At 65.4% G+C, this 18,539-nt stretch carries 21 protein-coding genes; 14 read left to right on the top strand and 7 right to left on the bottom strand.

The features are described 5' to 3' along the window. Nucleotides 1–91 precede the first annotated feature (91 nt). Both EWH21_RS22425 and EWH21_RS22430 read left to right on the top strand, forming a co-directional pair. The gene (locus tag EWH21_RS22425) at nucleotides 92–1,303 is read left to right on the top strand and encodes a putative DNA modification/repair radical SAM protein (RefSeq protein WP_134676428.1); all 1,212 of its coding nucleotides are present in this window, start codon (nucleotides 92–94) and stop codon (nucleotides 1,301–1,303) included. After that, nucleotides 1,303–2,187 (top strand): TIGR03915 family putative DNA repair protein, encoded by an 885-nt coding sequence (locus EWH21_RS22430; protein ID WP_277699365.1) that lies wholly within the window; start codon nucleotides 1,303–1,305, stop codon nucleotides 2,185–2,187. Before EWH21_RS22425 ends, EWH21_RS22430 begins: the two co-directional genes overlap by 1 nt. On the opposite strand, the gene EWH21_RS22435 is transcribed toward EWH21_RS22430, so the two are convergent. After that, complete coding sequence (locus EWH21_RS22435) at nucleotides 2,153–3,298, bottom strand: PilT/PilU family type 4a pilus ATPase (protein WP_037056536.1); 1,146 nt, start codon at nucleotides 3,296–3,298, stop codon at nucleotides 2,153–2,155. The genes EWH21_RS22430 and EWH21_RS22435 overlap by 35 nt on opposite strands. A gap of 81 nt (nucleotides 3,299–3,379) precedes the next feature. Further along, the gene (locus EWH21_RS22440; protein WP_037056538.1) at nucleotides 3,380–4,414 is read right to left on the bottom strand and encodes a type IV pilus twitching motility protein PilT; all 1,035 of its coding nucleotides are present in this window, start codon (nucleotides 4,412–4,414) and stop codon (nucleotides 3,380–3,382) included. A 215-nt stretch (nucleotides 4,415–4,629) separates the two neighbouring features. Here EWH21_RS22440 and EWH21_RS22445 point away from each other — a divergent pair, with 215 nt between their 5' ends. From EWH21_RS22445 to EWH21_RS22500, 12 genes are all read left to right on the top strand, one after another. Then, nucleotides 4,630–5,322: a YggS family pyridoxal phosphate-dependent enzyme gene (locus tag EWH21_RS22445; protein ID WP_277699366.1), complete on the top strand. Its 693-nt coding sequence runs from the start codon at nucleotides 4,630–4,632 to the stop codon at nucleotides 5,320–5,322. Nucleotides 5,323–5,339: 17 nt separating this feature from the next. Then, nucleotides 5,340–6,158, top strand: a complete 819-nt coding sequence (gene proC, locus EWH21_RS22450; RefSeq protein ID WP_037056542.1) for a pyrroline-5-carboxylate reductase — start codon at nucleotides 5,340–5,342, stop codon at nucleotides 6,156–6,158. A gap of 9 nt (nucleotides 6,159–6,167) precedes the next feature. Continuing rightward, nucleotides 6,168–6,761: a YggT family protein gene (locus tag EWH21_RS22455; protein WP_037056544.1), complete on the top strand. Its 594-nt coding sequence runs from the start codon at nucleotides 6,168–6,170 to the stop codon at nucleotides 6,759–6,761. 4 nt (nucleotides 6,762–6,765) lie between these two features. After that, a complete protein-coding gene (locus tag EWH21_RS22460) occupies nucleotides 6,766–7,056 on the top strand; it encodes a DUF167 domain-containing protein (protein ID WP_037056545.1) in 291 nt (96 codons plus the stop codon). Between the two features lie 209 nt (nucleotides 7,057–7,265). After that, nucleotides 7,266–9,233 (top strand): dynamin-like GTPase family protein, encoded by a 1,968-nt coding sequence (locus EWH21_RS22465; RefSeq protein ID WP_037056548.1) that lies wholly within the window; start codon nucleotides 7,266–7,268, stop codon nucleotides 9,231–9,233. A gap of 151 nt (nucleotides 9,234–9,384) precedes the next feature. Then, the gene (locus tag EWH21_RS22470; RefSeq protein WP_037056551.1) at nucleotides 9,385–10,524 is read left to right on the top strand and encodes a homoserine O-acetyltransferase; all 1,140 of its coding nucleotides are present in this window, start codon (nucleotides 9,385–9,387) and stop codon (nucleotides 10,522–10,524) included. A 2-nt stretch (nucleotides 10,525–10,526) separates the two neighbouring features. After that, nucleotides 10,527–11,147 (top strand): methionine biosynthesis protein MetW, encoded by a 621-nt coding sequence (gene metW / locus EWH21_RS22475; protein WP_037056553.1) that lies wholly within the window; start codon nucleotides 10,527–10,529, stop codon nucleotides 11,145–11,147. A 14-nt stretch (nucleotides 11,148–11,161) separates the two neighbouring features. Beyond that, entirely contained in the window at nucleotides 11,162–11,578 is a 417-nt protein-coding gene (locus EWH21_RS22480; RefSeq protein ID WP_047585832.1) for a DUF4426 domain-containing protein, read from the top strand. A gap of 4 nt (nucleotides 11,579–11,582) precedes the next feature. Continuing rightward, nucleotides 11,583–12,176 carry an RdgB/HAM1 family non-canonical purine NTP pyrophosphatase gene (rdgB, locus tag EWH21_RS22485; protein ID WP_134676520.1) on the top strand — a complete coding sequence of 198 codons (594 nt, stop codon included), beginning with the start codon at nucleotides 11,583–11,585 and terminating at the stop codon, nucleotides 12,174–12,176. Next, a complete protein-coding gene (gene hemW / locus EWH21_RS22490) occupies nucleotides 12,173–13,381 on the top strand; it encodes a radical SAM family heme chaperone HemW (RefSeq protein ID WP_277699368.1) in 1,209 nt (402 codons plus the stop codon). The genes rdgB and hemW overlap by 4 nt, the downstream gene beginning before the upstream one ends. 93 nt (nucleotides 13,382–13,474) lie before the next feature. Then, on the top strand, nucleotides 13,475–13,798 hold the full coding sequence (locus tag EWH21_RS22495; protein ID WP_037056572.1) for a DUF3392 domain-containing protein: 324 nt from the start codon (nucleotides 13,475–13,477) through the stop codon (nucleotides 13,796–13,798). Nucleotides 13,799–13,875: 77 nt separating this feature from the next. Next, nucleotides 13,876–14,304 (top strand): GNAT family N-acetyltransferase, encoded by a 429-nt coding sequence (locus EWH21_RS22500; RefSeq protein ID WP_037056575.1) that lies wholly within the window; start codon nucleotides 13,876–13,878, stop codon nucleotides 14,302–14,304. Nucleotides 14,305–14,311: 7 nt separating this feature from the next. Here EWH21_RS22500 and EWH21_RS22505 read toward each other — a convergent pair whose 3' ends face one another. From EWH21_RS22505 to EWH21_RS22525, 5 genes are all read right to left on the bottom strand, one after another. Further along, nucleotides 14,312–15,655 carry a DUF1329 domain-containing protein gene (locus tag EWH21_RS22505; RefSeq protein WP_277699369.1) on the bottom strand — a complete coding sequence of 448 codons (1,344 nt, stop codon included), beginning with the start codon at nucleotides 15,653–15,655 and terminating at the stop codon, nucleotides 14,312–14,314. A gap of 162 nt (nucleotides 15,656–15,817) precedes the next feature. Next, a complete protein-coding gene (gene trmB / locus EWH21_RS22510) occupies nucleotides 15,818–16,534 on the bottom strand; it encodes a tRNA (guanosine(46)-N7)-methyltransferase TrmB (RefSeq protein WP_047585838.1) in 717 nt (238 codons plus the stop codon). Between the two features lie 220 nt (nucleotides 16,535–16,754). Further along, nucleotides 16,755–17,549 carry a thiazole synthase gene (locus EWH21_RS22515; RefSeq protein ID WP_037056582.1) on the bottom strand — a complete coding sequence of 265 codons (795 nt, stop codon included), beginning with the start codon at nucleotides 17,547–17,549 and terminating at the stop codon, nucleotides 16,755–16,757. A 19-nt stretch (nucleotides 17,550–17,568) separates the two neighbouring features. After that, entirely contained in the window at nucleotides 17,569–17,769 is a 201-nt protein-coding gene (thiS, locus tag EWH21_RS22520) for a sulfur carrier protein ThiS (RefSeq protein ID WP_277699370.1), read from the bottom strand. 147 nt (nucleotides 17,770–17,916) lie between these two features. Then, on the bottom strand, nucleotides 17,917–18,288 hold the full coding sequence (locus tag EWH21_RS22525) for a DUF423 domain-containing protein (protein ID WP_037056587.1): 372 nt from the start codon (nucleotides 18,286–18,288) through the stop codon (nucleotides 17,917–17,919). Nucleotides 18,289–18,539: the final 251 nt, after the last annotated feature.

The following is an 18,539-nucleotide window of genomic DNA, read 5'->3' on the forward strand; positions in this document are numbered from 1 at the left end:
CGCCTGCCATGACAAGGCAACAGGACGAACTGCTTGATAGCTGTACGGCGCCCATATACTGTATAAAAAAACAGTATCGATATCGCCCGCCATGCAACTGATCGAAAAACTCACCATCCTCGCCGACGCCGCCAAGTACGACGCCTCCTGCGCCAGCAGCGGCGCACCCAAGCGCAGTTCCAGGGGCAAGGACGGCATCGGCTCGACCAACGGCATGGGCATCTGCCACAGCTACACGCCGGATGGCCGCTGCGTGGCGCTGCTCAAGGTCCTGCTGACCAATTTCTGCCTGTACGACTGCCAGTACTGCATCAATCGCCGCTCCAGCGACGTGCCACGTGCGCGCTTCACCCCCGAGGAAGTGGTCACCCTGACCCTCGACTTCTACAAGCGCAACTGCATCAGCGGCCTGTTCCTCAGCTCCGGCATCATCCGCTCGGCCGACTACACCATGGAGCAGCTGATCCGCGTCGCCAGGCTGCTGCGCGAACAGCACCAGTTCCGTGGCTACATCCATCTCAAGACCATTCCCGACGCCGCGCCGGAGCTGATCGCCGAGGCCGGCCTGTATGCCGACCGCCTCAGCGTCAACATCGAGCTTCCCACCGAGACCAGCCTGGTCCGCCTGGCCCCGGAGAAGAATGTCGGCAGCATTCACCAGGCCATGCACAACATCCACCAGGGCGAACGCGAAGCACGGGAAGAACGGCGGGCGCCGCGCTTCGCCCCGGCCGGGCAGAGCACGCAGATGATCGTCGGCGCCGACGCCACCGATGACAGCACCATCCTGCACAACGCCCAGAGCCTGTACCACGACTACCGCCTGCGCCGCGTCTACTACTCGGCCTTCAGCCCGATTCCGCAGAGCCCCGGGAGCGTGCCGTTCGAAGCCCCGCCACTGCTGCGCGAACACCGCCTGTACCAGGCCGACTTCCTCATGCGCGGCTACGGCTTCAGCGCCACCGAGCTGCTCGACGGCCCCGGCAACCTGGCACTGGACATCGACCCCAAGCTGGCCTGGGCACTGGCCAACCGCGAGCAGTTTCCCGTCGACCTCAACCGCGCCGACGAAACCCTGATCGCCCGCGTTCCGGGCATCGGCGTGCTGAGCGCACGCCGCCTGGGGGCGCTGAGACGGGAACGACGCATCCGCTTCGAAGACCTGACCCGCCTGCGCTGCGTGCTGGAGAAGGCCAAACCGTTCATCGTCACCCAGGACTACCGGCCACCGCGTGGCGAACACGAGTCCGTGGTGCTGCGCCAGCAACTGCGCGATACCCCTGCGCAGATGGCGCTGTGGTGATGCACTGCCTGCGCTTCGACGGCACCTTCGCCACCTGGCGCCAGGTGGCGCGCCGTGCCCTGCTACAAGGCCTGGCGCCGCATCAACTGCAATGGCAGGACGACGAGGCGGCCCCCGGCCTGTTCGACCAGCCTGCCGAGCGGACGCAGGAACCCAGCGGACGTCTGCGCGTATCGCCCGAGCTGCTGGAACTGCTGGAGAGCGCCGCGCAGTATCGCGGCGATGAGCGCTGGAGCCTGCTCTACCGCGTACTCTGGCGCTTCGTCCAGGGTGAGCGCAGCGCCGTGCTGGCCGGCGACCCCGACGGCAGCGAGCTGCACCGTCGCCTCAAGGCCGTGCGCCGCGAGGCCCATCACCTGCATGCCTTCGTGCGCTTCCAGCCATGCATGGCCCCCGCTGCGCCGGACTTCGTCGCCTGGTTCGAGCCCGCTCACGACATCCTCGCCGCGGCCAGTGGCCATTTCGCCGAACGCCTGGGCAAGCACAGCTGGCTGATCGCAACACCGCGCGACGGCGTGTACTGGGATGGCCAGCGCCTGCAGCACGAGCGGCACTGTCCGGCCCAGTGGCAGGATTGGGCGCAGCACCCCGATGACAGTGGTCAGGCGCTGTGGCGCGCCTATTACGGCAGCACCTTCAACCCGGCGCGGCTCAATCGCACGGCCATGCAACAGCACTTGCCGCTGAGGTTCTGGAAGAACCTGCCGGAAGGCCCACTGATCCCGCAATTGATGAGCGAGGCGCGCGCCGGTGCCCAGCGCGATGGCCAGGCACGGGTGCTGGCCGGCAGGAAGGGCAAACGCATTGCCCGGATGAACGAAGGGGACGCCTTGCGTCCCCTCTCAGGCATCAGCGGAAGCGACGCCCCGGATCTTCCTCGCTGACCTCCAGCTCCAGGCCCTTGGCCATGCTGGTGAGGTGGTCGCCATCGGTCTCCGAACCGAGCTTGATCATCAGACGCAGGTCGTTCGCCGAGTCGGCGTAGAGCAAGGCATCTTCGTAGGTGATCTCGCCCTGGGTGTAGAGGTTGTACAGCGCCTGGTCGAAGGTCTGCATGCCCTGCTCGGTGGAGCGCTTCATCAGGCCCTTGAGCTCGTGCACCTCACCCTTGCGGATCAGGTCGGCAGCCAGCGGGGTGTTGATCAGCACCTCGATCACCGCACGGCGGCCCTTGCCATCCGGCGTCGGCACCAGCTGCTGGGCGACGATGGCCTTGAGGTTGAGCGACAGGTCCATCCACACCTGGTTCTGCCGGTCCGCCGGGAAGAAGTTGATGATGCGGTCCAGCGCCTGGTTGGCGTTGTTGGCGTGCAGGGTCGCCAGGCACAGGTGACCGGTCTCGGCGAATGCCACGGCGTGGTCCATGGTCTCGCGGGTACGCACCTCACCGATGAGGATCACGTCCGGCGCCTGACGCAGGGTGTTCTTCAGCGCCACCTCGAAGGACTCGGTGTCGATGCCGACCTCGCGCTGGGTGACGATGCAGTTCTGGTGCTGGTGGATGTACTCGATCGGATCTTCGATGGAGATGATGTGGCCGCTGCTGTTCTTGTTGCGGTAGCCGATCATCGCCGCCAGCGAGGTGGACTTACCGGTACCGGTCGCACCGACGAACAGCACCAGGCCGCGCTTGGTCAGCGCCAGCTTCTTGAGGATTTCCGGCAGCTTGAGGTCATCGATGGTGGGGATGTTGGTCTCGATGCGACGCAGCACCATGCCCACCAGGTTGCGCTGGTAGAAGGCACTGACGCGGAAACGACCGATGCCGCGCGCACTGATGGCGAAGTTGCACTCGTGGTTCTCGGCGAAATCGCGGCGCTGCGCCTCGTTCATCACGCCGAGCACGGTTTCGCGAGTCTGCTCCGGCGACATGGGGTTCTTGGTCACGGGCATGATCTTGCCGTTGACCTTCATCGACGGCGGCACGCCGGCAGTGATGAACAGGTCGGAACCACCTTTTTCGACCATCAGGCGCAGCAGTTTTTCGAATTCCATCGTCGCTCTCGCAAATCCACACGCACTGTTCGGCACTCAGCGGCGCATGCGGGCGTGCTCCACACGCGCCGGCCGAACGGTTTAGAAGTTTTCCGGGGTCTTGGCCTTTTCCCGCGCACTGTCGCGGCTGACCAACCCCTTGCTGACCAGGGTCTTGAGGCAGGCATCGAGGGTCTGCATGCCCAGCGCACCACCGGTCTGGATCGCCGAGTACATCTGCGCGACCTTGTCCTCACGGATCAGGTTACGGATGGCCGGCGTACCGATCATGATTTCGTGAGCGGCCACACGACCACCGCCGATCTTCTTCAGCAGGGTCTGCGAGATCACCGCCTGCAGCGATTCGGAGAGCATCGAGCGAACCATCGACTTCTCCTCGGCCGGGAACACGTCGACCACCCGGTCGATGGTCTTGGCGGCGGAGGTGGTGTGCAGGGTGCCGAAGACCAGGTGACCGGTTTCCGCGGCGGTCAGCGCCAGGCGGATGGTCTCTAGGTCACGCATCTCACCGACCAGGATGATGTCCGGGTCTTCCCGCAGTGCCGAGCGCAGGGCTTCGGAGAAGCCGTGGGTATCGCGGTGCACCTCGCGCTGGTTGACCAGGCATTTCTTCGACTCGTGAACGAATTCGATCGGGTCTTCGATGGTGAGGATGTGGTGGTACTTGTTGCTGTTGAGGTAGTCGAGCATCGCCGCCAGGGTGGTCGACTTGCCCGAACCGGTCGGGCCGGTGACCAGCACCAGGCCGCGCGGCACGTCGGTGATCTTGCGGAACACGTCGCCCATGCCGAGGTCTTCCATGGTCAGGACCTTGGACGGAATGGTACGGAACACCGCACCGGCGCCACGGTTCTGGTTGAAGGCGTTGACCCGGAAACGCGCGACGCCAGGCACTTCGAAGGAGAAGTCGGTCTCGAGGAACTCTTCGAAATCCTTGCGCTGCTTGTCATTCATGATGTCGTAGATCAGCGCATGCACCTGCTTGTGATCCAGCGGCGGCAGGTTGATGCGGCGAACATCGCCGTCTACGCGGATCATCGGCGGCAGACCGGCCGAGAGGTGCAAATCCGACGCGCCTTGCTTGGCGCTGAAGGCAAGCAGCTCAGTGATATCCATGGGACTCCCCAATTACAAGCAAGCAGGTAGAATGCCGCGACCCATTGGACGGTGTTCACACGGCAGCGCGCAGCGGTCAGGCGGGGTGCAATCAGGCGAAAAGTGGCACGTACGAGCCGTACATGAGCATTTTTCGGCTGATTCCAGCGCGGAATGGCCGGGCACAGCGACGTGTAGACACCCTCTCGAACGGCAGGGCTGATAGAGCGCAAGTAATGTCCACGATAGCAGAGAATATTGCAAAGGTCGGTGCGCGCATCCGTGAGGCGGCGCAAGCCTCGCAGCGCAATTTGCAGGATATCGGCCTGCTGGCGGTGAGCAAGACCAAGCCCGCGGACGCCGTTCGCGAGGCCCATGCCGCCGGCCTGCGCGATTTTGGCGAGAACTACCTGCAGGAAGCCCTGGAAAAACAGGCCGCTTTGAGCGACCTGCCCTTGATCTGGCACTTCATCGGCCCCATTCAGTCGAACAAGACCCGGCCCATCGCCGAGCATTTCGACTGGGTACATTCGGTGGATCGCCTGAAAATCGCCCAACGCCTGTCCGACCAGCGCCCGGCGCACCTGCCCGCGCTGAACATCTGCCTGCAGGTCAACGTCAGCCTCGAGGCCAGCAAATCCGGCTGCAGCCCCGAGGAACTGCCGGAGCTGGCCAGGGCCATCAGCGCCCTGCCCAACCTCAGGTTGCGCGGGCTGATGGCGATTCCCGAAGCCACCGACGATATCGCCGCGCAACACGCCGCCTTCGCTCGCCTGCGCCAGTTGCGCGACGACCTGGCGCTGAGCCTCGACACCCTGTCCATGGGCATGAGCCATGACCTGGAGGCCGCCATCGCCGAAGGCGCCACCTGGGTACGCATCGGCACCGCCCTGTTCGGCGCCCGCGACTACGGCCAGCCCACTCACTGAATGAAGGAATTCCTGCAATGAGCAACCCGATCATCACCTTCGTCGGCGCCGGCAACATGGCCGCCAGCCTGATTGGCGGCCTGCGCGCCCAGGGTGTGGAGGCCAGCGCCATCCGTGCCAGCGAACCGGGCACCGAGCAGCGTGAGCGCCTGCAACAGGCACACGGCATCGCCACCTTCGGCAACAACGCCGAGGCCATCGCCGGCGCCGACCTGATCGTCCTGGCGGTCAAGCCGCAGGTCATGAAAGCGGTCTGCCTGGACCTGGCGCCGCACCTCGCGCCCAACCAGGTGATCATCTCCATCGCCGCCGGCATCAGTTGCGCCAGCCTGGAAGGCTGGCTGGGTGAACGCCCGCTGGTGCGCTGCATGCCCAATACGCCGGCCCTGCTGCGTCAGGGCGTTTCCGGCCTGTTCGCCAATCCACGAGTCAGCAGCGCGCAGAAGGCGCAGGCGGAGCAGGTCCTGAGCGCCGTGGGCCTGGCCCTGTGGCTGGACGAGGAAAGCCAGCTCGACGCCGTGACCGCTGTATCCGGCAGCGGCCCGGCCTATTTCTTCCTGCTGATCGAAGCGATGACCGCTGCCGGCGAGCAGCTCGGCCTGCCGCGCGAGACCGCCGCGCAGCTGAGCATCCAGACCGCACTGGGCGCCGCACGCATGGCCAGCGAGAGCGATGTCGACGCAGCCGAGCTGCGCCGCCGCGTCACCTCGCCGAACGGCACCACCGAAGCGGCGATCAAAACCTTCCAGGCCGGCGGCTTCGAAGCGCTGGTGCAACAGGCACTCAATGCCGCCGCCAACCGTTCCGCCGAACTGGCCGAACAGCTCGGTCAATAAGGAGACAGCATGTCCGGACTCATCGAAGCGCTGATCTACATCATCCAGACCCTCGGCAGCCTGTACCTGCTGATCGTGCTGCTGCGTTTCATACTGCAGCTGGTCAGGGCCGACTTCTACAACCCGCTGAGCCAGTTCGTGGTCAAGGCCACCCAGCCGCTGCTGACGCCGCTGCGCCGGATCATCCCCGGCTTCTCCGGGCTGGACCTGGCCTCGCTGGTCCTGGCCATCCTGGTCCAGCTGGTCCTGATGGTGGTCACCCTGACCCTGATGGGCTACAACGTCGGCGGCTTCATCCTGCAGCTGCTGGTGTGGTCGGTGATCGGCGTGACCTCGCTGTTCCTCAAGGTGTTCTTCTTCGCCCTGATCGTCAGCGTGATCCTCTCCTGGGTCGCACCGGGCAGCTACAACCCCGGCGCCCAGCTGGTGAACCAGATCTGCGAGCCGCTGCTGGCGCCCTTCCGCCGCCTGCTGCCGAACCTCGGCGGCCTGGACATCTCGCCGATCTTCGCGTTCATCGCGATCAACCTCGCGGACCGCTTCATCATCGGCAGCCTGGCAGCCTACACCGGCCTGCCGCCGATGCTCAGCCCGTTCCTCTGAGGCGGTGAGCTACTTCCGCTGGGACGGCGAGGACCTGATCCTCGACTGTCACCTGCAGCCCAAGGCGAGCAAGGACGAGTTCGCCGGGCTGCATGGTGAGCGGCTGAAGATCCGCCTGACCGCGCCGCCGGTGGAGGGCAAGGCCAACGCGCAGCTGCAGGCGTTCCTGGCCAAGGCCTTCGGCGTTGCCAAGAGCCAGGTGAGCCTGGAAAGCGGCGAGCTCAACCGTCAGAAGCGCCTGCGTATCCACGCCCCGAAAAGCCTGCCGCCCCTGCCGGGACTGCAGCGCGCCTGAACATGACCGCTCAGCCCCCATACCCGACCATAAGGCGGGACTGACAGGCAGGCAATTGACGCCAGCTTCGCGTCTCGCATAATGCAGAATATTCTTGCGAATGCCGTGCGTCCTGGCGGCCAACCCGCGCCCCGTCACGACGACGGTGAGCGCGTAGCCACTCAACCCCTTAACCGGCAAGCCGCTGCCCTTGCGACAGGAGAGCCAGGATGAGCATGGAACGTCTCAGCCAACAGGTCGACGCCTACGTTGCCTGGAAGCGCGAGCTGATGCGCGAGATCACGCGCTATCGCAGCTGGCTGGAACAGAACCGCCTCAACTCCGACGCCGTTCAGGCCAAGCTCGAACGCGCGCTGAAGATCCTGCGCACCGATCACATCACCCTGGCTTTCGTCGGTGAGTTCTCCCGCGGCAAGACCGAGCTGATCAACAGCCTGTTCTTCTCCGAGTACGGCCAGCGCATGCTGCCCTCGCACGCCGGGCGCACCACCATGTGCCCCACCGAGCTGTTCTTCGACCCCCGTTCGGAACGCCCCTACATCCGCCTGCTGCCGATCGAAACGCGCACGGCCTCCGCCAGCGTCGCGCAGTTCAAGCGCATTCCCCGGCACTGGGTGAACATCCCGCTGGACACCAGCGACCCAGCCAACATGGCCCTGGCCTTCAGCCAGGTGGCCAAGACCAAGCCCATGCCGGTGGAACAGGCGATCCAGCTCGGCTTCCATCCGGACATGCTCGAGGGCACCGGCAAGCGCGGCCAGGTGCTGGTGCCGGCCTGGCGTCACGCCATGGTCAACTTCGACCACCCGCTGCTGCGCCAGGGCCTGCGCATTCTCGACACCCCCGGCCTGAACGCCCTGGGCAGCGAGCCGGAACTGACCCTGTCGATGCTGCCCAACGCCCAGGCGATCATCTTCCTGCTGGCCGCCGACAGTGGCGTCACGGCCAGCGACATGAGCATCTGGCAGCAGCATATCCGCCAGCTCGATGAAGACACCCAGACCTGCCTGTTCGCCGTCCTGAACAAGATCGACGTGCTGTGGGACGACCTGGCCGGCGAGGCCTTCGTGCAGAACGCCATCAGCCAGATCCAGAGCGCAACCGCCAAGCAACTGGGCATCGCCCAGCAGGACGTGCTGCCGCTCTCGGCCAAGCAGGCGCTGCTGGCCAAGGTGCGCAAGGACGAGGAGCTGCTGGCCCGCAGCCAGATGACGCAGCTGGAGACCCTGCTCTGCGAGCGCATCGTGGCGCAGAAGGAGCGCCTGATCGAGGACCATGTGGTACGCCAGGTCCTGGCCCTGCTGAACAACAGCCAGCACGTGCTCAACCTGCGCCTGGAGAAGGTCAGCGAACAGCTCGCCCTGCTCGGCAACCACCAGCAGGACAATGGCCAGCTGCTGTTCGAGCTGACCGCCAAGACCAAGGAAGACCACACCCTGCATCACAAGCGCCTGCTCGGCCTGAAGACCAACCAGCGCCTGCTCAACCGCCAGGGCCAGCTGCTGCGCCACGCCGCGCGCAGCGAACGCCTGGACGAGCACCTCGGTGCCGTGCGCCGCAACCTCACCGGCAGCTGGACCACCCTGGGCATCAACCAGGCCATCCTGCACTTCTTCCGCAGCGTGGAGCACGACCTGCACAACCTGCAGCACGAGGCCGAGATGGCCAACAAGATGGTCGCCGCCATCTACCGCCGGCACAACGAAGACAACCCGCTGAACGGTGTCGATGCGCCGCAGTTCAAGATCCAGCGCTACCTGCGCGAGCTGAACAAGCTGCAGGCCAAGGGCGACCAGTTCCGCCTGCACGTCAAGACGCTGCTGACCGAGCAGCGCAGCCTCACCCGCCGCTTCTTCGCCACCCTGGCGCAAGAAGTGATCGGCCTGCACCAGCGCCTGCGCCGGGATGCCGAACATTGGGCGGCCGACGCCCTGATGCCGCTGATGCAGCACACGCTGGAACACAAGCAGATGCTGGAAAGCCACATGCTGCGGCTCAAGGCACTGGCCCAGGAAACCCAGCAGACGCGCAAGCGCAGCCAGCAACTGGCGCGCTACAAGGACGAGCTGGAACAGCAACTGGCCCAGGCTGCCGACATGCTGCGCATCCTGCGGCGTCCGGCGCCCGTGCAGCGCCAGGGTAAGGTGGTGAACCTGCCAACCGCGGTACGCCGCTGACCCGGCAAGCCACGACGACACGCGCTGGCCGTTCACTCCGCGCCGCACCCTTGGGCGCGGCGTGGCGCGCAGCTGGAGTGCCCGCTCGCTTGCCGCTGTCAGCCTCGCTCTTTAGACTGGCGCCCTCCTCCGATTCCTTAGCAGCGACTCCATGCCCACTGCCTTTCCCGAAGATTCCGTCGGCCTGGTCAGTCCCCAGGTGTTCAAGTTCAGCGAACCATTGGCCCTGGCCTGCGGCCGCAGCCTGACCGAGTACGAACTGGTCGTCGAAACCTATGGCGAACTCAACGCCGCACGCAGCAACGCCGTGCTGATCTGCCATGCCCTGTCCGGCCACCACCACGCCGCCGGCTACCACAGCCCGGACGACCGCAAACCCGGCTGGTGGGACAGCTGCATCGGCCCCGGCAAGCCCATCGACACCCGCAAGTTCTTCGTCGTCAGCCTCAACAACCTCGGCGGCTGCAACGGTTCCACCGGCCCCGGCAGCGCCAACCCGGCCACCGGCAAGCCCTACGGCGCCGACTTTCCGGTGATGACCGTGGAAGACTGGGTGCACAGCCAGGCACGCCTGGCCGACCAGCTCGGTATCGAGCGCTGGGCCGCCGTGATCGGTGGCAGCCTCGGCGGCATGCAGGCCATGCAGTGGACCATCAGCTACCCGGAGCGCGTGCGTCACTGCCTGGCCATCGCCTCGGCACCCAAGCTGTCGGCGCAGAACATCGCCTTCAACGAAGTGGCGCGCCAGGCCATCCTCACCGACCCGGAATTCCATGGCGGCCATTTCCAGGAGCAGGGCGTGATTCCCAAGCGCGGCCTGATGCTGGCGCGCATGGTCGGCCACATCACCTACCTGTCCGATGACGCCATGGGCGAGAAATTCGGCCGTGGCCTGAAGAGCGAGAAGCTCAACTACGACTTCCACAGCGTCGAGTTCCAGGTCGAGAGCTACCTGCGCTACCAGGGCGAGGAGTTCTCCGGCCGCTTCGACGCCAACACCTACCTGCTGATGACCAAGGCGCTGGACTACTTCGACCCGGCTGCCGCACAGGATGGCGACCTGGCGCAGACCCTGGCCGTGGCCAAGGCGGATTTCTGCCTGATGTCCTTCACCACCGACTGGCGCTTCTCCCCCGCCCGCTCGCGGGAAATCGTCGACGCCCTGACGGCGGCGAAGAAGAACGTCTGCTACCTGGAGATCGACGCCCCGCAAGGCCATGACGCCTTCCTCATGCCGATCCCGCGCTACCTGCAGGCGTTCGGCAGTTACATGAAGCGAATCGAGGTATGAGCATGCGAGCGGATCTGGACATCATCCAGGAGTGGATCGCCCCGGGCAGTCGCGTGCTCGACCTGGGCTGCGGCGACGGCGAGCTGCTCGCCTGGCTGCGCGACAACAAGCAGGTTTCCGGCTACGGCCTGGAGATCGACCCGGACAAGATCGCCCTGTGCATCGAGCGCGGCGTCAACGTCATCGAGCAGAACCTCGACCTGGGGCTCGGCAACTTCGCCAGCAACAGCTTCGACGTGGTGGTGATGACCCAGTCGCTGCAGGCGCTGCACTACCCGGACAAGGTGCTGGCCGAGATGCTGCGCGTCGGCAAGACCTGCATCATCACCTTCCCCAACTTCGGCCACTGGCGCTGCCGCTGGTACCTGACGACAAAAGGTCGCATGCCGGTTTCGGACTTCCTGCCCTACACCTGGTACAACACACCGAACATTCACTTCTGCACCTTCGAAGACTTCGAGCGCCTGTGCCATGCTCAAGGAGCACGTGTGGAAGAACGCCTGGCGGTGGACCGCGAACACCGCCATGGCCTTGCAAGCCGCGCCTGGCCCAACCTGCTGGGCGAGATCGGCATCTATCGCATCAGCGGTGCGGAGCCTGCCGCCCGCCGCGTCGCGGTCTGAACGAGGAGAACACCATGCGCCGCATCATCCCCTTCCTGATCGCCCTGTGCCTGGCCTTGCCGGCTGCCGCAGAACGCAAGCAGAGCTTCGGCGATCTCGACGTCCACTACAGCGTCTTCAACTCCAGCTTCATCCAACCGGACATCGCCGCAGCCGCCGGCCTGACCCGCAGCAAGACCCAGGGCGTGATCAACGTCGCCGTGCTCAAGGCCGGCAAGGCCAGCACCGCCGTGGTCGACGGCGAGGTGAAGGACCTGCTGGGCAAGAGCACCGCGCTGAGCTTCCGTCAGGTCAGCGAGGGCGACGCCATCTACTACCTGGCGCAGTTCCCGTTCAAGACGCGCGAAGTGCTGAGCTTCACCCTGAACGTGCGTCAGGGCGACGACGCACACCGCATCACCTTCAACCAGGAAATGTTCCCGGATGACTGACCCCGTGAATGGCTTCAAGGAACTGGTACTGGCCAGCCACAACGCCGGCAAGCTCAAGGAGCTGCAGGCCATGCTCGGCGATGCCGTGCGCGTGCGCTCGATCGGCGAATTCAGCCAGGTCGAGCCGGAGGAGACCGGTCTGTCGTTCGTCGAGAACGCCATCCTCAAGGCGCGCAACGCCGCACGCATCTCCGGCCTGCCGGCGCTGGCCGACGACTCCGGCCTGGCGGTGGACTACCTGGGGGGCGCGCCCGGCATCTACTCCGCGCGCTACGCCGATGGCAAGGGCGATGCGGCGAACAACGCCAAGCTGCTCGACGCCCTGAAAGACGTGCCGGATGCCCAGCGCGGCGCGCAGTTCGTCTGCGCCCTGGCCTTGGTGCGCCATGCCGATGACCCGCTGCCGATCCTCTGCGAAGGCCTGTGGCACGGCAGCATCCTGCACGAGGCGCGCGGCGAACACGGCTTCGGCTACGACCCACTGTTCTGGGTGCCGGAAAGCGGCTGCTCCAGCGCCGAACTGCCAGCCGAACAGAAGAACCGCCTGAGCCACCGCGCCCGCGCCATGGCACTGTTCAAGCAGCGCCTGGGGCTATGAAAGTTGCAAGCGACAAGCCACAAGCCGCAAGCAAGAACGCTGAGAACTTGCAGCTTGCGGCTTGCGGCTTCGAGCTGCCGCCTCTGGCGCTCTACATCCACATCCCGTGGTGCGTGCGCAAATGTCCCTATTGCGACTTCAACTCCCACGCGGCCGGGCCGACCCTGCCGGAAGAGGAGTACGTCGACGCGCTGCTCGCCGATCTCGACAGCGATCTGCAGCATGCCCATGGCCGACCGCTGACCTCGATCTTCTTCGGCGGTGGCACGCCCAGCCTGTTCTCCGACCGGGCGCTGGGGCGCTTGCTGGAGGGCGTCGAGCGACGCATCGCCTTCGCCGACGACATCGAGATCACCCTGGAAGCCAATCCGGGCACCTTCGAGCAGGCCAAGTTCAAGGGCTACCGCAGCCTGGGCATCAATCGCCTGTCGATCGGCGTGCAGAGTTTCCAGGAGGCCAAGCTCAAGGCACTGGGCCGTATCCACAATGGCGACGAGGCGATTCGCGCCGCCGATATGGCGCGCGCCGCCGGCTTCGACAACTTCAACCTCGACCTGATGCACGGCCTGCCCGAGCAGAGCATCGAGGACGCCCTGTTCGACCTGCGCACGGCCATCGCCCAGGCCCCGACGCACCTGTCCTGGTACCAGCTGACCATGGAGCCGAACACGGTGTTCTGGAGCCAGCCGCCGCAGCTGCCCGAGGACGACCTGCTGTGGGACATTCAGGAAGCCGGCCAGGCCCTGCTGGCCGCCGAGGGCTACGCCCAGTACGAGGTCTCCGCCTATGCCCGTCCCGGGCGGCAGGCACGGCACAACCTCAACTACTGGACCTTCGGTGACTTTCTCGGCATCGGCGCCGGCGCCCACGCCAAGCGGAGCACACCGGACGGGCGCATCCTGCGAACCTGGAAGACGCGCCTGCCCAAGGACTACCTCGACCCGAGCAAGGCCTACCAGGCCGGCGAACGCGTGCTGGATGCCGAGGAGCTGCCGTTCGAATTCCTGATGAACGTGCTGCGCCTGACCGAGGGCGCGCCTGTCGAGCTGTTCAGCCAGCGCACCGGCCTGCCACTCGCACAGCTCGACGGCGCACGGCGCGAGGGCGAACGCCTGGGCCTGCTGCAGGCCGACGACAGGCGTCTGGTCGCCACGGCCAGGGGCCAGCTGTTTCTCAACGACCTGCTGCAGCTGTTCCTGGCCTAGATCACCCACTGCAGGGCCGCAATCCGGTAGGCTTGTGCGCTTCGCTCGTGCAGCCACCGGCAGTGCTGCACCGACCGTTACCAAGGAGCCTGCATGGATCTGCTACTGGACCTGATCGTCACCCTGTCACGCTGGAGTCGCAGCCACCTCAGCGACATCTCCCTGGCCATCATGGCCACCCTGCTGGTGCTGTTCGGCCCGCTGATCAATGCCTGGGTCCAGCGCACCATCGGCAATCTCAATTTCGTCCTGCGTACCCTGCTGTTCGTGATCTTCTGCGCGGTCGGCTACGGCCTGGCGATCATCTTCCTCACGCCCTGGCTGACCAAGGGCCTGACGTACTTCAACAACTTCACCCTGGCACCGGTGCTGATTCTGATCTTCGTGGTCATCGGCATCCTCGCCGATCGCAACTAGCCCGGCTCACGCCAGTGCCGGTGAGCGACCACCGGCAGCGGCGCCATACACAGAACTCGACCCGACAGGACGTCATCATGATCCGCCCCTACCTGAACACTGACTGCGACGCGCTGCTCGACATCTGGCTGAGCGCCTCGCTACAGGCCCACGACTTCGTACCCGAGGCATTCTGGCGCGATCAGCTCGGCGCGATGCGCGAGCACTATCTGCCGCAGGCCGAAACGCTGGTGCTGGAACAGGGCGGCACGCCCCTGGCCTTTGCATCCGTGCATGAAGGGCGCCTCGCGGCGCTGTTCGTCAGCCCGGAGCAGCAGGGCTGCGGTCTGGGCCTGCAGTTGCTGGAGGCCGTCATGGCCGAGCGCACGCGGCTCGAACTGGATGTCTACCAGGCCAACGGGCGGGCAACCGCCTTCTACCGTCGCGCCGGCTTCGAGGTGATCGCTCAGGGGCACGACCCGCACACCGGCCAGGCGCAGCTGACGATGGCCTGGTCGCGCCCCTGAGGCGGCTTCAGTTGCCTTCGCGGCGCAGGGCCTGCGGGGTGAAGTCGCGCGGGCTCAACTTGGCATTGAAGTCGTACATCGGCTCGTTGTTGTCGAGGCCGTCGGCGAAGTAGCGCCCACCCTTGAGGTCGTAGATGGTCTCCAGGGTCGAGCCGAACATCGGCACGTCGTAGTAGCTAATCGGGTGCGCCTCCTGCAGGCCGATCAACGCGCCGCTGCGGTCATACAGGTCGACGGCGAGAATCTGCCAGCTGTCCTCGTCCAGGTAGAAACGACGCTTGCCGTAGGGATGGCTGAAGCCCTTGCGCAGCTCGGCTTCCACCACCCAGACGCGGTGCAGTTCGTAGCGCAACAGCTCCGGGTTGACGTGTTTGGCCTGCAGGATGTCGGCGTAGGGAATACCGCGCTGGTGCACGGCATAGCTGTTGTAGGGCATCAACATCTCGCGCTTGCCCAGCAACTGCCATTCGTAGCGATCCGGCGCACCGTTGTAGGAGTCCACCTGGTCGGCGGTGGCCATGCCGTTGGTGTCCGGCTGCAGGGTGTCGTAGGCGAGCATCGGCAGGCGCCGTACGCGGCGTTCGCCACGGTTGAAACGCCAGGCCTTGCGAATGGCCAGGACCTGGTCGAGGGTCTCCTGCACCACCAGGGCCGAGCCGGCCAGCTTGGCCGGCGCCACCACCTTGTACTTGTAGTAGAACAGGGTGTTGTCCAGGTCCTGCGGGGCAACGCCATCGCGCCCGTAGAGGAAGTAGATGTCACGCTCGAGCTTGAGCAGGTTGTAGCTGCCATTGGAGAGCACGGCGGCCTGGTTGGTGGCCATGCTGATCTGGTCGCCACGGTAGCGCATGATGTGGTTCCAGATGGCTTCCTGGCCGTTCTGCGGCAACGGGAAGGGCACGCCGGCCGCAGCGCCCTGCACACCGTTGCCACCGGAGATCAGTTCGGCGTTGAGCGCATTGAAACGCGTCGCGTCGTAGATCCGCTGGGGCGCCGCCGCGCTGCGACGGGTCGGGAACACCCGCAGGTAGAAGCTGGGGTTCTGCTGCAGCAGCGTCTTCAGGCCAACCGGCAGCAGTTGCTCGTACTGCGCCAGGTTCTGGCTGTCGACGCGGTACAGCAGTTTGTCGTCGGCATAGGGATCAGGGTGATGCATGCCCGGCCGGTAGCCCGCAGGCGGCGTGGCCAGGCCACCGGTCCAGGCGGGGATGGTGCCGCTGGCATTGCCTGCGCGCTCGCCACCCAGCGGGGTCAGGTCCTGCCCCAGGCGGGCTGCCTGGCTGGCATCGATCTTGGCCTGCGCCTGAAATGCCAGGGCAGTCAGCAGAAGAAGGGAAACCGATCTCAACACAATGCTCTCCTCGCGACGCCATGACAGCGGCGTCGCCAATACCTGCACGCCCTCTGTGAGCGTGCTTATCGTTGTTGTGTTCTGAGGTGAGGCGCCATCCTGGCCGTCGGGTTGTCCCGATCTAATCGTGCATCCTGCCGGTCAATCGCAAGCAGCGTGGTCTTACTCCTGACGCTGGAACTTGAGGTCCCACACGCCATGCCCGAGACGCTCGCCGCGGCGCTCGAACTTGGTCACCGGGCGCTCCTCGGGGCGCGGCACGTAGGTGCCGTCGGCGGCCAGGTTGCGATAACCAGGCGCGGCGTTCATCACCTCAAGCATGTGCTCAGCATAGTTCTCCCAGTCCGTGGCCATGTGCAGCACCCCGCCGACCTTCAACTTGCTGCGGACCAGTTCGGCGAAGGCCGGCTGGACGATGCGGCGCTTGTGGTGACGGGCCTTGTGCCACGGGTCGGGGAAGAACAGCAGCACGCGATCCAGGCTGGCATCGGCCACGCAGTCGCGCAGCACTTCCAGAGCATCGCAGCTGTAGACGCGCAGGTTGCTCAGGTTCTGCGTCATCACCCCGTTGAGCAGTGCGCCCACGCCCGGCTTGTGCACTTCGACGCCGATGAAGTCATGCTCCGGCGCAGCCGCAGCCATTTCCAGGGTGGAATGGCCCATGCCGAAACCGATCTCGAAGGTGCGCGGCGCGCTGCGGCCGAAGACCTGGTCGAAATCGCGCAGGCCGTCTTCCAGCTCCAGGCCGAACAGCGGCCAGCCCTTGTCCAGGCCGCGCTGCTGGCCTTCGGTCATGCGCCCGGCACGCATCACGAAACTCTTGATGGTACGGCGCTGGCGACCGTCTTCGGTCAGTTCGGGCTGTTGGGTGTCAGTCATGCTGTGCTCTTCTAGAATGCTTTACGATTTCGCGGGCCGGAGCCATGCAAGGCCTGCACTGCCTTCGGCGGAACAGGCAAGGAACGCTCGGCGTCGCGGACGACGGTGCCGAAGCACATGAGCGTTACTCGCTTCACGGCCGCACTGGAAAGTGCGTCAGCCGCAAGCGGCGTTCCGAGCCTGTTTTGACGCGGCGGGGCCGACGCGCAGTCAATCGTCCTTACTTGATCAGGCCATCCAGCGGGGATGAGGCGCTGGCATAGAGTTTCTTCGGCATGCGCCCGGCCAGGTAGGCCAGACGACCGGCTTCGACCGCATGCTGCATGGCGCGGGCCATGAGGATCGGGTCCTGCGCGTGGGCGATGGCGCTGTTGAGCAGCACGCCCTCGCAGCCCAGTTCCATGGCAATGGCGGCATCGGAGGCCGTGCCCACACCGGCATCGACCAGCACCGGCACCTTGGCCTCCTCGAGGATGATGCGCAGGTTGTACGGGTTGCAGATGCCCAGGCCAGAGCCGATCAGGCCGGCCAGCGGCATCACCGCGATGCAGCCGATCTCGGCCAGCTGGCGGGCGATGATCGGGTCGTCGCTGGTGTACACCATCACGTCGAAGCCATCCTTGACCAGCACTTCGGCGGCCTTGATGGTTTCGATGACATTGGGGAACAGGGTCTTCTGGTCAGCCAGGACTTCCAGCTTCACCAGGTTGTGACCATCGAGCAGCTCGCGCGCCAGGCGGCAGGTGCGCACGGCCTCGACCGCATCAAAGCAGCCGGCGGTATTGGGCAGGATGGTGTACTTGTCGGGGCTGATCACGTCGAGCAGGTTCGGCTCACCCGGATTCTGGCCGATGTTGGTACGGCGCACCGCCACGGTGACGATCTCGGCGCCGGAAGCGGCGATGGCATCACGGGTTTCGTCCATATCCTTGTACTTGCCGGTGCCGACCAGCAGACGCGACTGGAAGGTACGACCGGCCAGTACGAAGGGCTTGTCGCTGCGAACTTGGCTCATGGGAAACTCCTCAGAGGGATCAACCGCCGCCGATGGCGTGCACCACTTCCACCTGGTCGCCTTCGGCGAGCGGCGTGCTGTCGTGCTGGCTGCGTGGAACGATGTCCAGGTTGAGCTCGACCGCCACGCGACGGCCGGTCAGATCGAGGCGAACCAACAGGTCGGCGACGCTCTGGTTTTCCGGCAGTTCGAAGAGTTCACCATTCAATTGAATGCGCATGACGGCTCGGTCATAACTAGAAAGAGGGCCGGCATTCTAGCCCGATAGCCAGCCGCTACCAAGGCTAAAAGGCGCCATTCGTCATAGGGTCTGTTGCCGCTTCGCACCCACCGAAACGGCAACAGACCCTGCCATCTGACGCCAGGGTCAGGTCATTTTCCAGGCGCTCAGGCCCAGACACAGCCAGCCGACGAGGAAGGCCACACCACCGAATGGGGTGATCATGCCCAACTTGCCGATGCCACTGAGGGTGAGCCCGTAGAGGCTGCCCGAGAACAGCACGATGCCCACGGCGAACGCCGTGCCGGCCAGATTGACCAGGCGCCCCGGTACATGCAGGGCCAGCAGGCCGACACCGAACAGCGCCAGCGCATGCACCAGCTGGTAGTGCGTCCCCGTCTGGAACACCGCCAGGTAGTCGGGCGTCAGCTTGTGTTTCAGGCCATGAGCCGCGAAGGCACCCAGGGCGACACCGGTAAAGCCGGCGAAAGCGGATAACAGCAACCAGAGGCGGGCCATGGAAACTCCTGATGAGGTCGATGTGGACGCAGTTTAACCACTGCGCCGGCGGGCGCAGTGGTTGTTATTGTCACACCCGCGGCCAATCCTGCGTGCGCGCTGGAGTTTCTCCAGCGCTTTTTGTTGCCTGCCATCCCTGGCGGCAACCCTTCGGGCCGTCGCGAGGCGACGTCAAAAATCGCTCCCGGCGATTTTTTGTGGCCTGCCATCCCTGGCGGCAACCCTTCGGGCCGTCGCGGAGCGACGTCAAA

Origin of the sequence: Pseudomonas sp. REST10 (assembly GCF_029542605.1) — a bacterium.
In the GTDB taxonomy this organism is placed as follows: domain Bacteria; phylum Pseudomonadota; class Gammaproteobacteria; order Pseudomonadales; family Pseudomonadaceae; genus Aquipseudomonas; species Aquipseudomonas khazarica.

Bases quoted from the DNA above. Each gene is read 5' to 3' on its own strand.
- EWH21_RS22425 (WP_134676428.1), top strand. From the start codon at position 92: ATGCAACTGATCGAAAAACTCACCATCCTCGCCGACGCCGCCAAGTAC.
- EWH21_RS22430 (WP_277699365.1), top strand. From the start codon at position 1,303: ATGCACTGCCTGCGCTTCGACGGCACCTTCGCCACCTGGCGCCAGGTG.
- EWH21_RS22435 (WP_037056536.1), bottom strand. From the start codon at position 3,298: ATGGAATTCGAAAAACTGCTGCGCCTGATGGTCGAAAAAGGTGGTTCC.
- EWH21_RS22440 (WP_037056538.1), bottom strand. From the start codon at position 4,414: ATGGATATCACTGAGCTGCTTGCCTTCAGCGCCAAGCAAGGCGCGTCG.
- EWH21_RS22445 (WP_277699366.1), top strand. From the start codon at position 4,630: ATGTCCACGATAGCAGAGAATATTGCAAAGGTCGGTGCGCGCATCCGT.
- proC (WP_037056542.1), top strand. From the start codon at position 5,340: ATGAGCAACCCGATCATCACCTTCGTCGGCGCCGGCAACATGGCCGCC.
- EWH21_RS22455 (WP_037056544.1), top strand. From the start codon at position 6,168: ATGTCCGGACTCATCGAAGCGCTGATCTACATCATCCAGACCCTCGGC.
- EWH21_RS22465 (WP_037056548.1), top strand. From the start codon at position 7,266: ATGAGCATGGAACGTCTCAGCCAACAGGTCGACGCCTACGTTGCCTGG.
- EWH21_RS22470 (WP_037056551.1), top strand. From the start codon at position 9,385: ATGCCCACTGCCTTTCCCGAAGATTCCGTCGGCCTGGTCAGTCCCCAG.
- metW (WP_037056553.1), top strand. From the start codon at position 10,527: ATGCGAGCGGATCTGGACATCATCCAGGAGTGGATCGCCCCGGGCAGT.
- EWH21_RS22480 (WP_047585832.1), top strand. From the start codon at position 11,162: ATGCGCCGCATCATCCCCTTCCTGATCGCCCTGTGCCTGGCCTTGCCG.
- hemW (WP_277699368.1), top strand. From the start codon at position 12,173: ATGAAAGTTGCAAGCGACAAGCCACAAGCCGCAAGCAAGAACGCTGAG.
- EWH21_RS22495 (WP_037056572.1), top strand. From the start codon at position 13,475: ATGGATCTGCTACTGGACCTGATCGTCACCCTGTCACGCTGGAGTCGC.
- EWH21_RS22500 (WP_037056575.1), top strand. From the start codon at position 13,876: ATGATCCGCCCCTACCTGAACACTGACTGCGACGCGCTGCTCGACATC.
- trmB (WP_047585838.1), bottom strand. From the start codon at position 16,534: ATGACTGACACCCAACAGCCCGAACTGACCGAAGACGGTCGCCAGCGC.
- EWH21_RS22515 (WP_037056582.1), bottom strand. From the start codon at position 17,549: ATGAGCCAAGTTCGCAGCGACAAGCCCTTCGTACTGGCCGGTCGTACC.
- thiS (WP_277699370.1), bottom strand. From the start codon at position 17,769: ATGCGCATTCAATTGAATGGTGAACTCTTCGAACTGCCGGAAAACCAG.
- EWH21_RS22525 (WP_037056587.1), bottom strand. From the start codon at position 18,288: ATGGCCCGCCTCTGGTTGCTGTTATCCGCTTTCGCCGGCTTTACCGGT.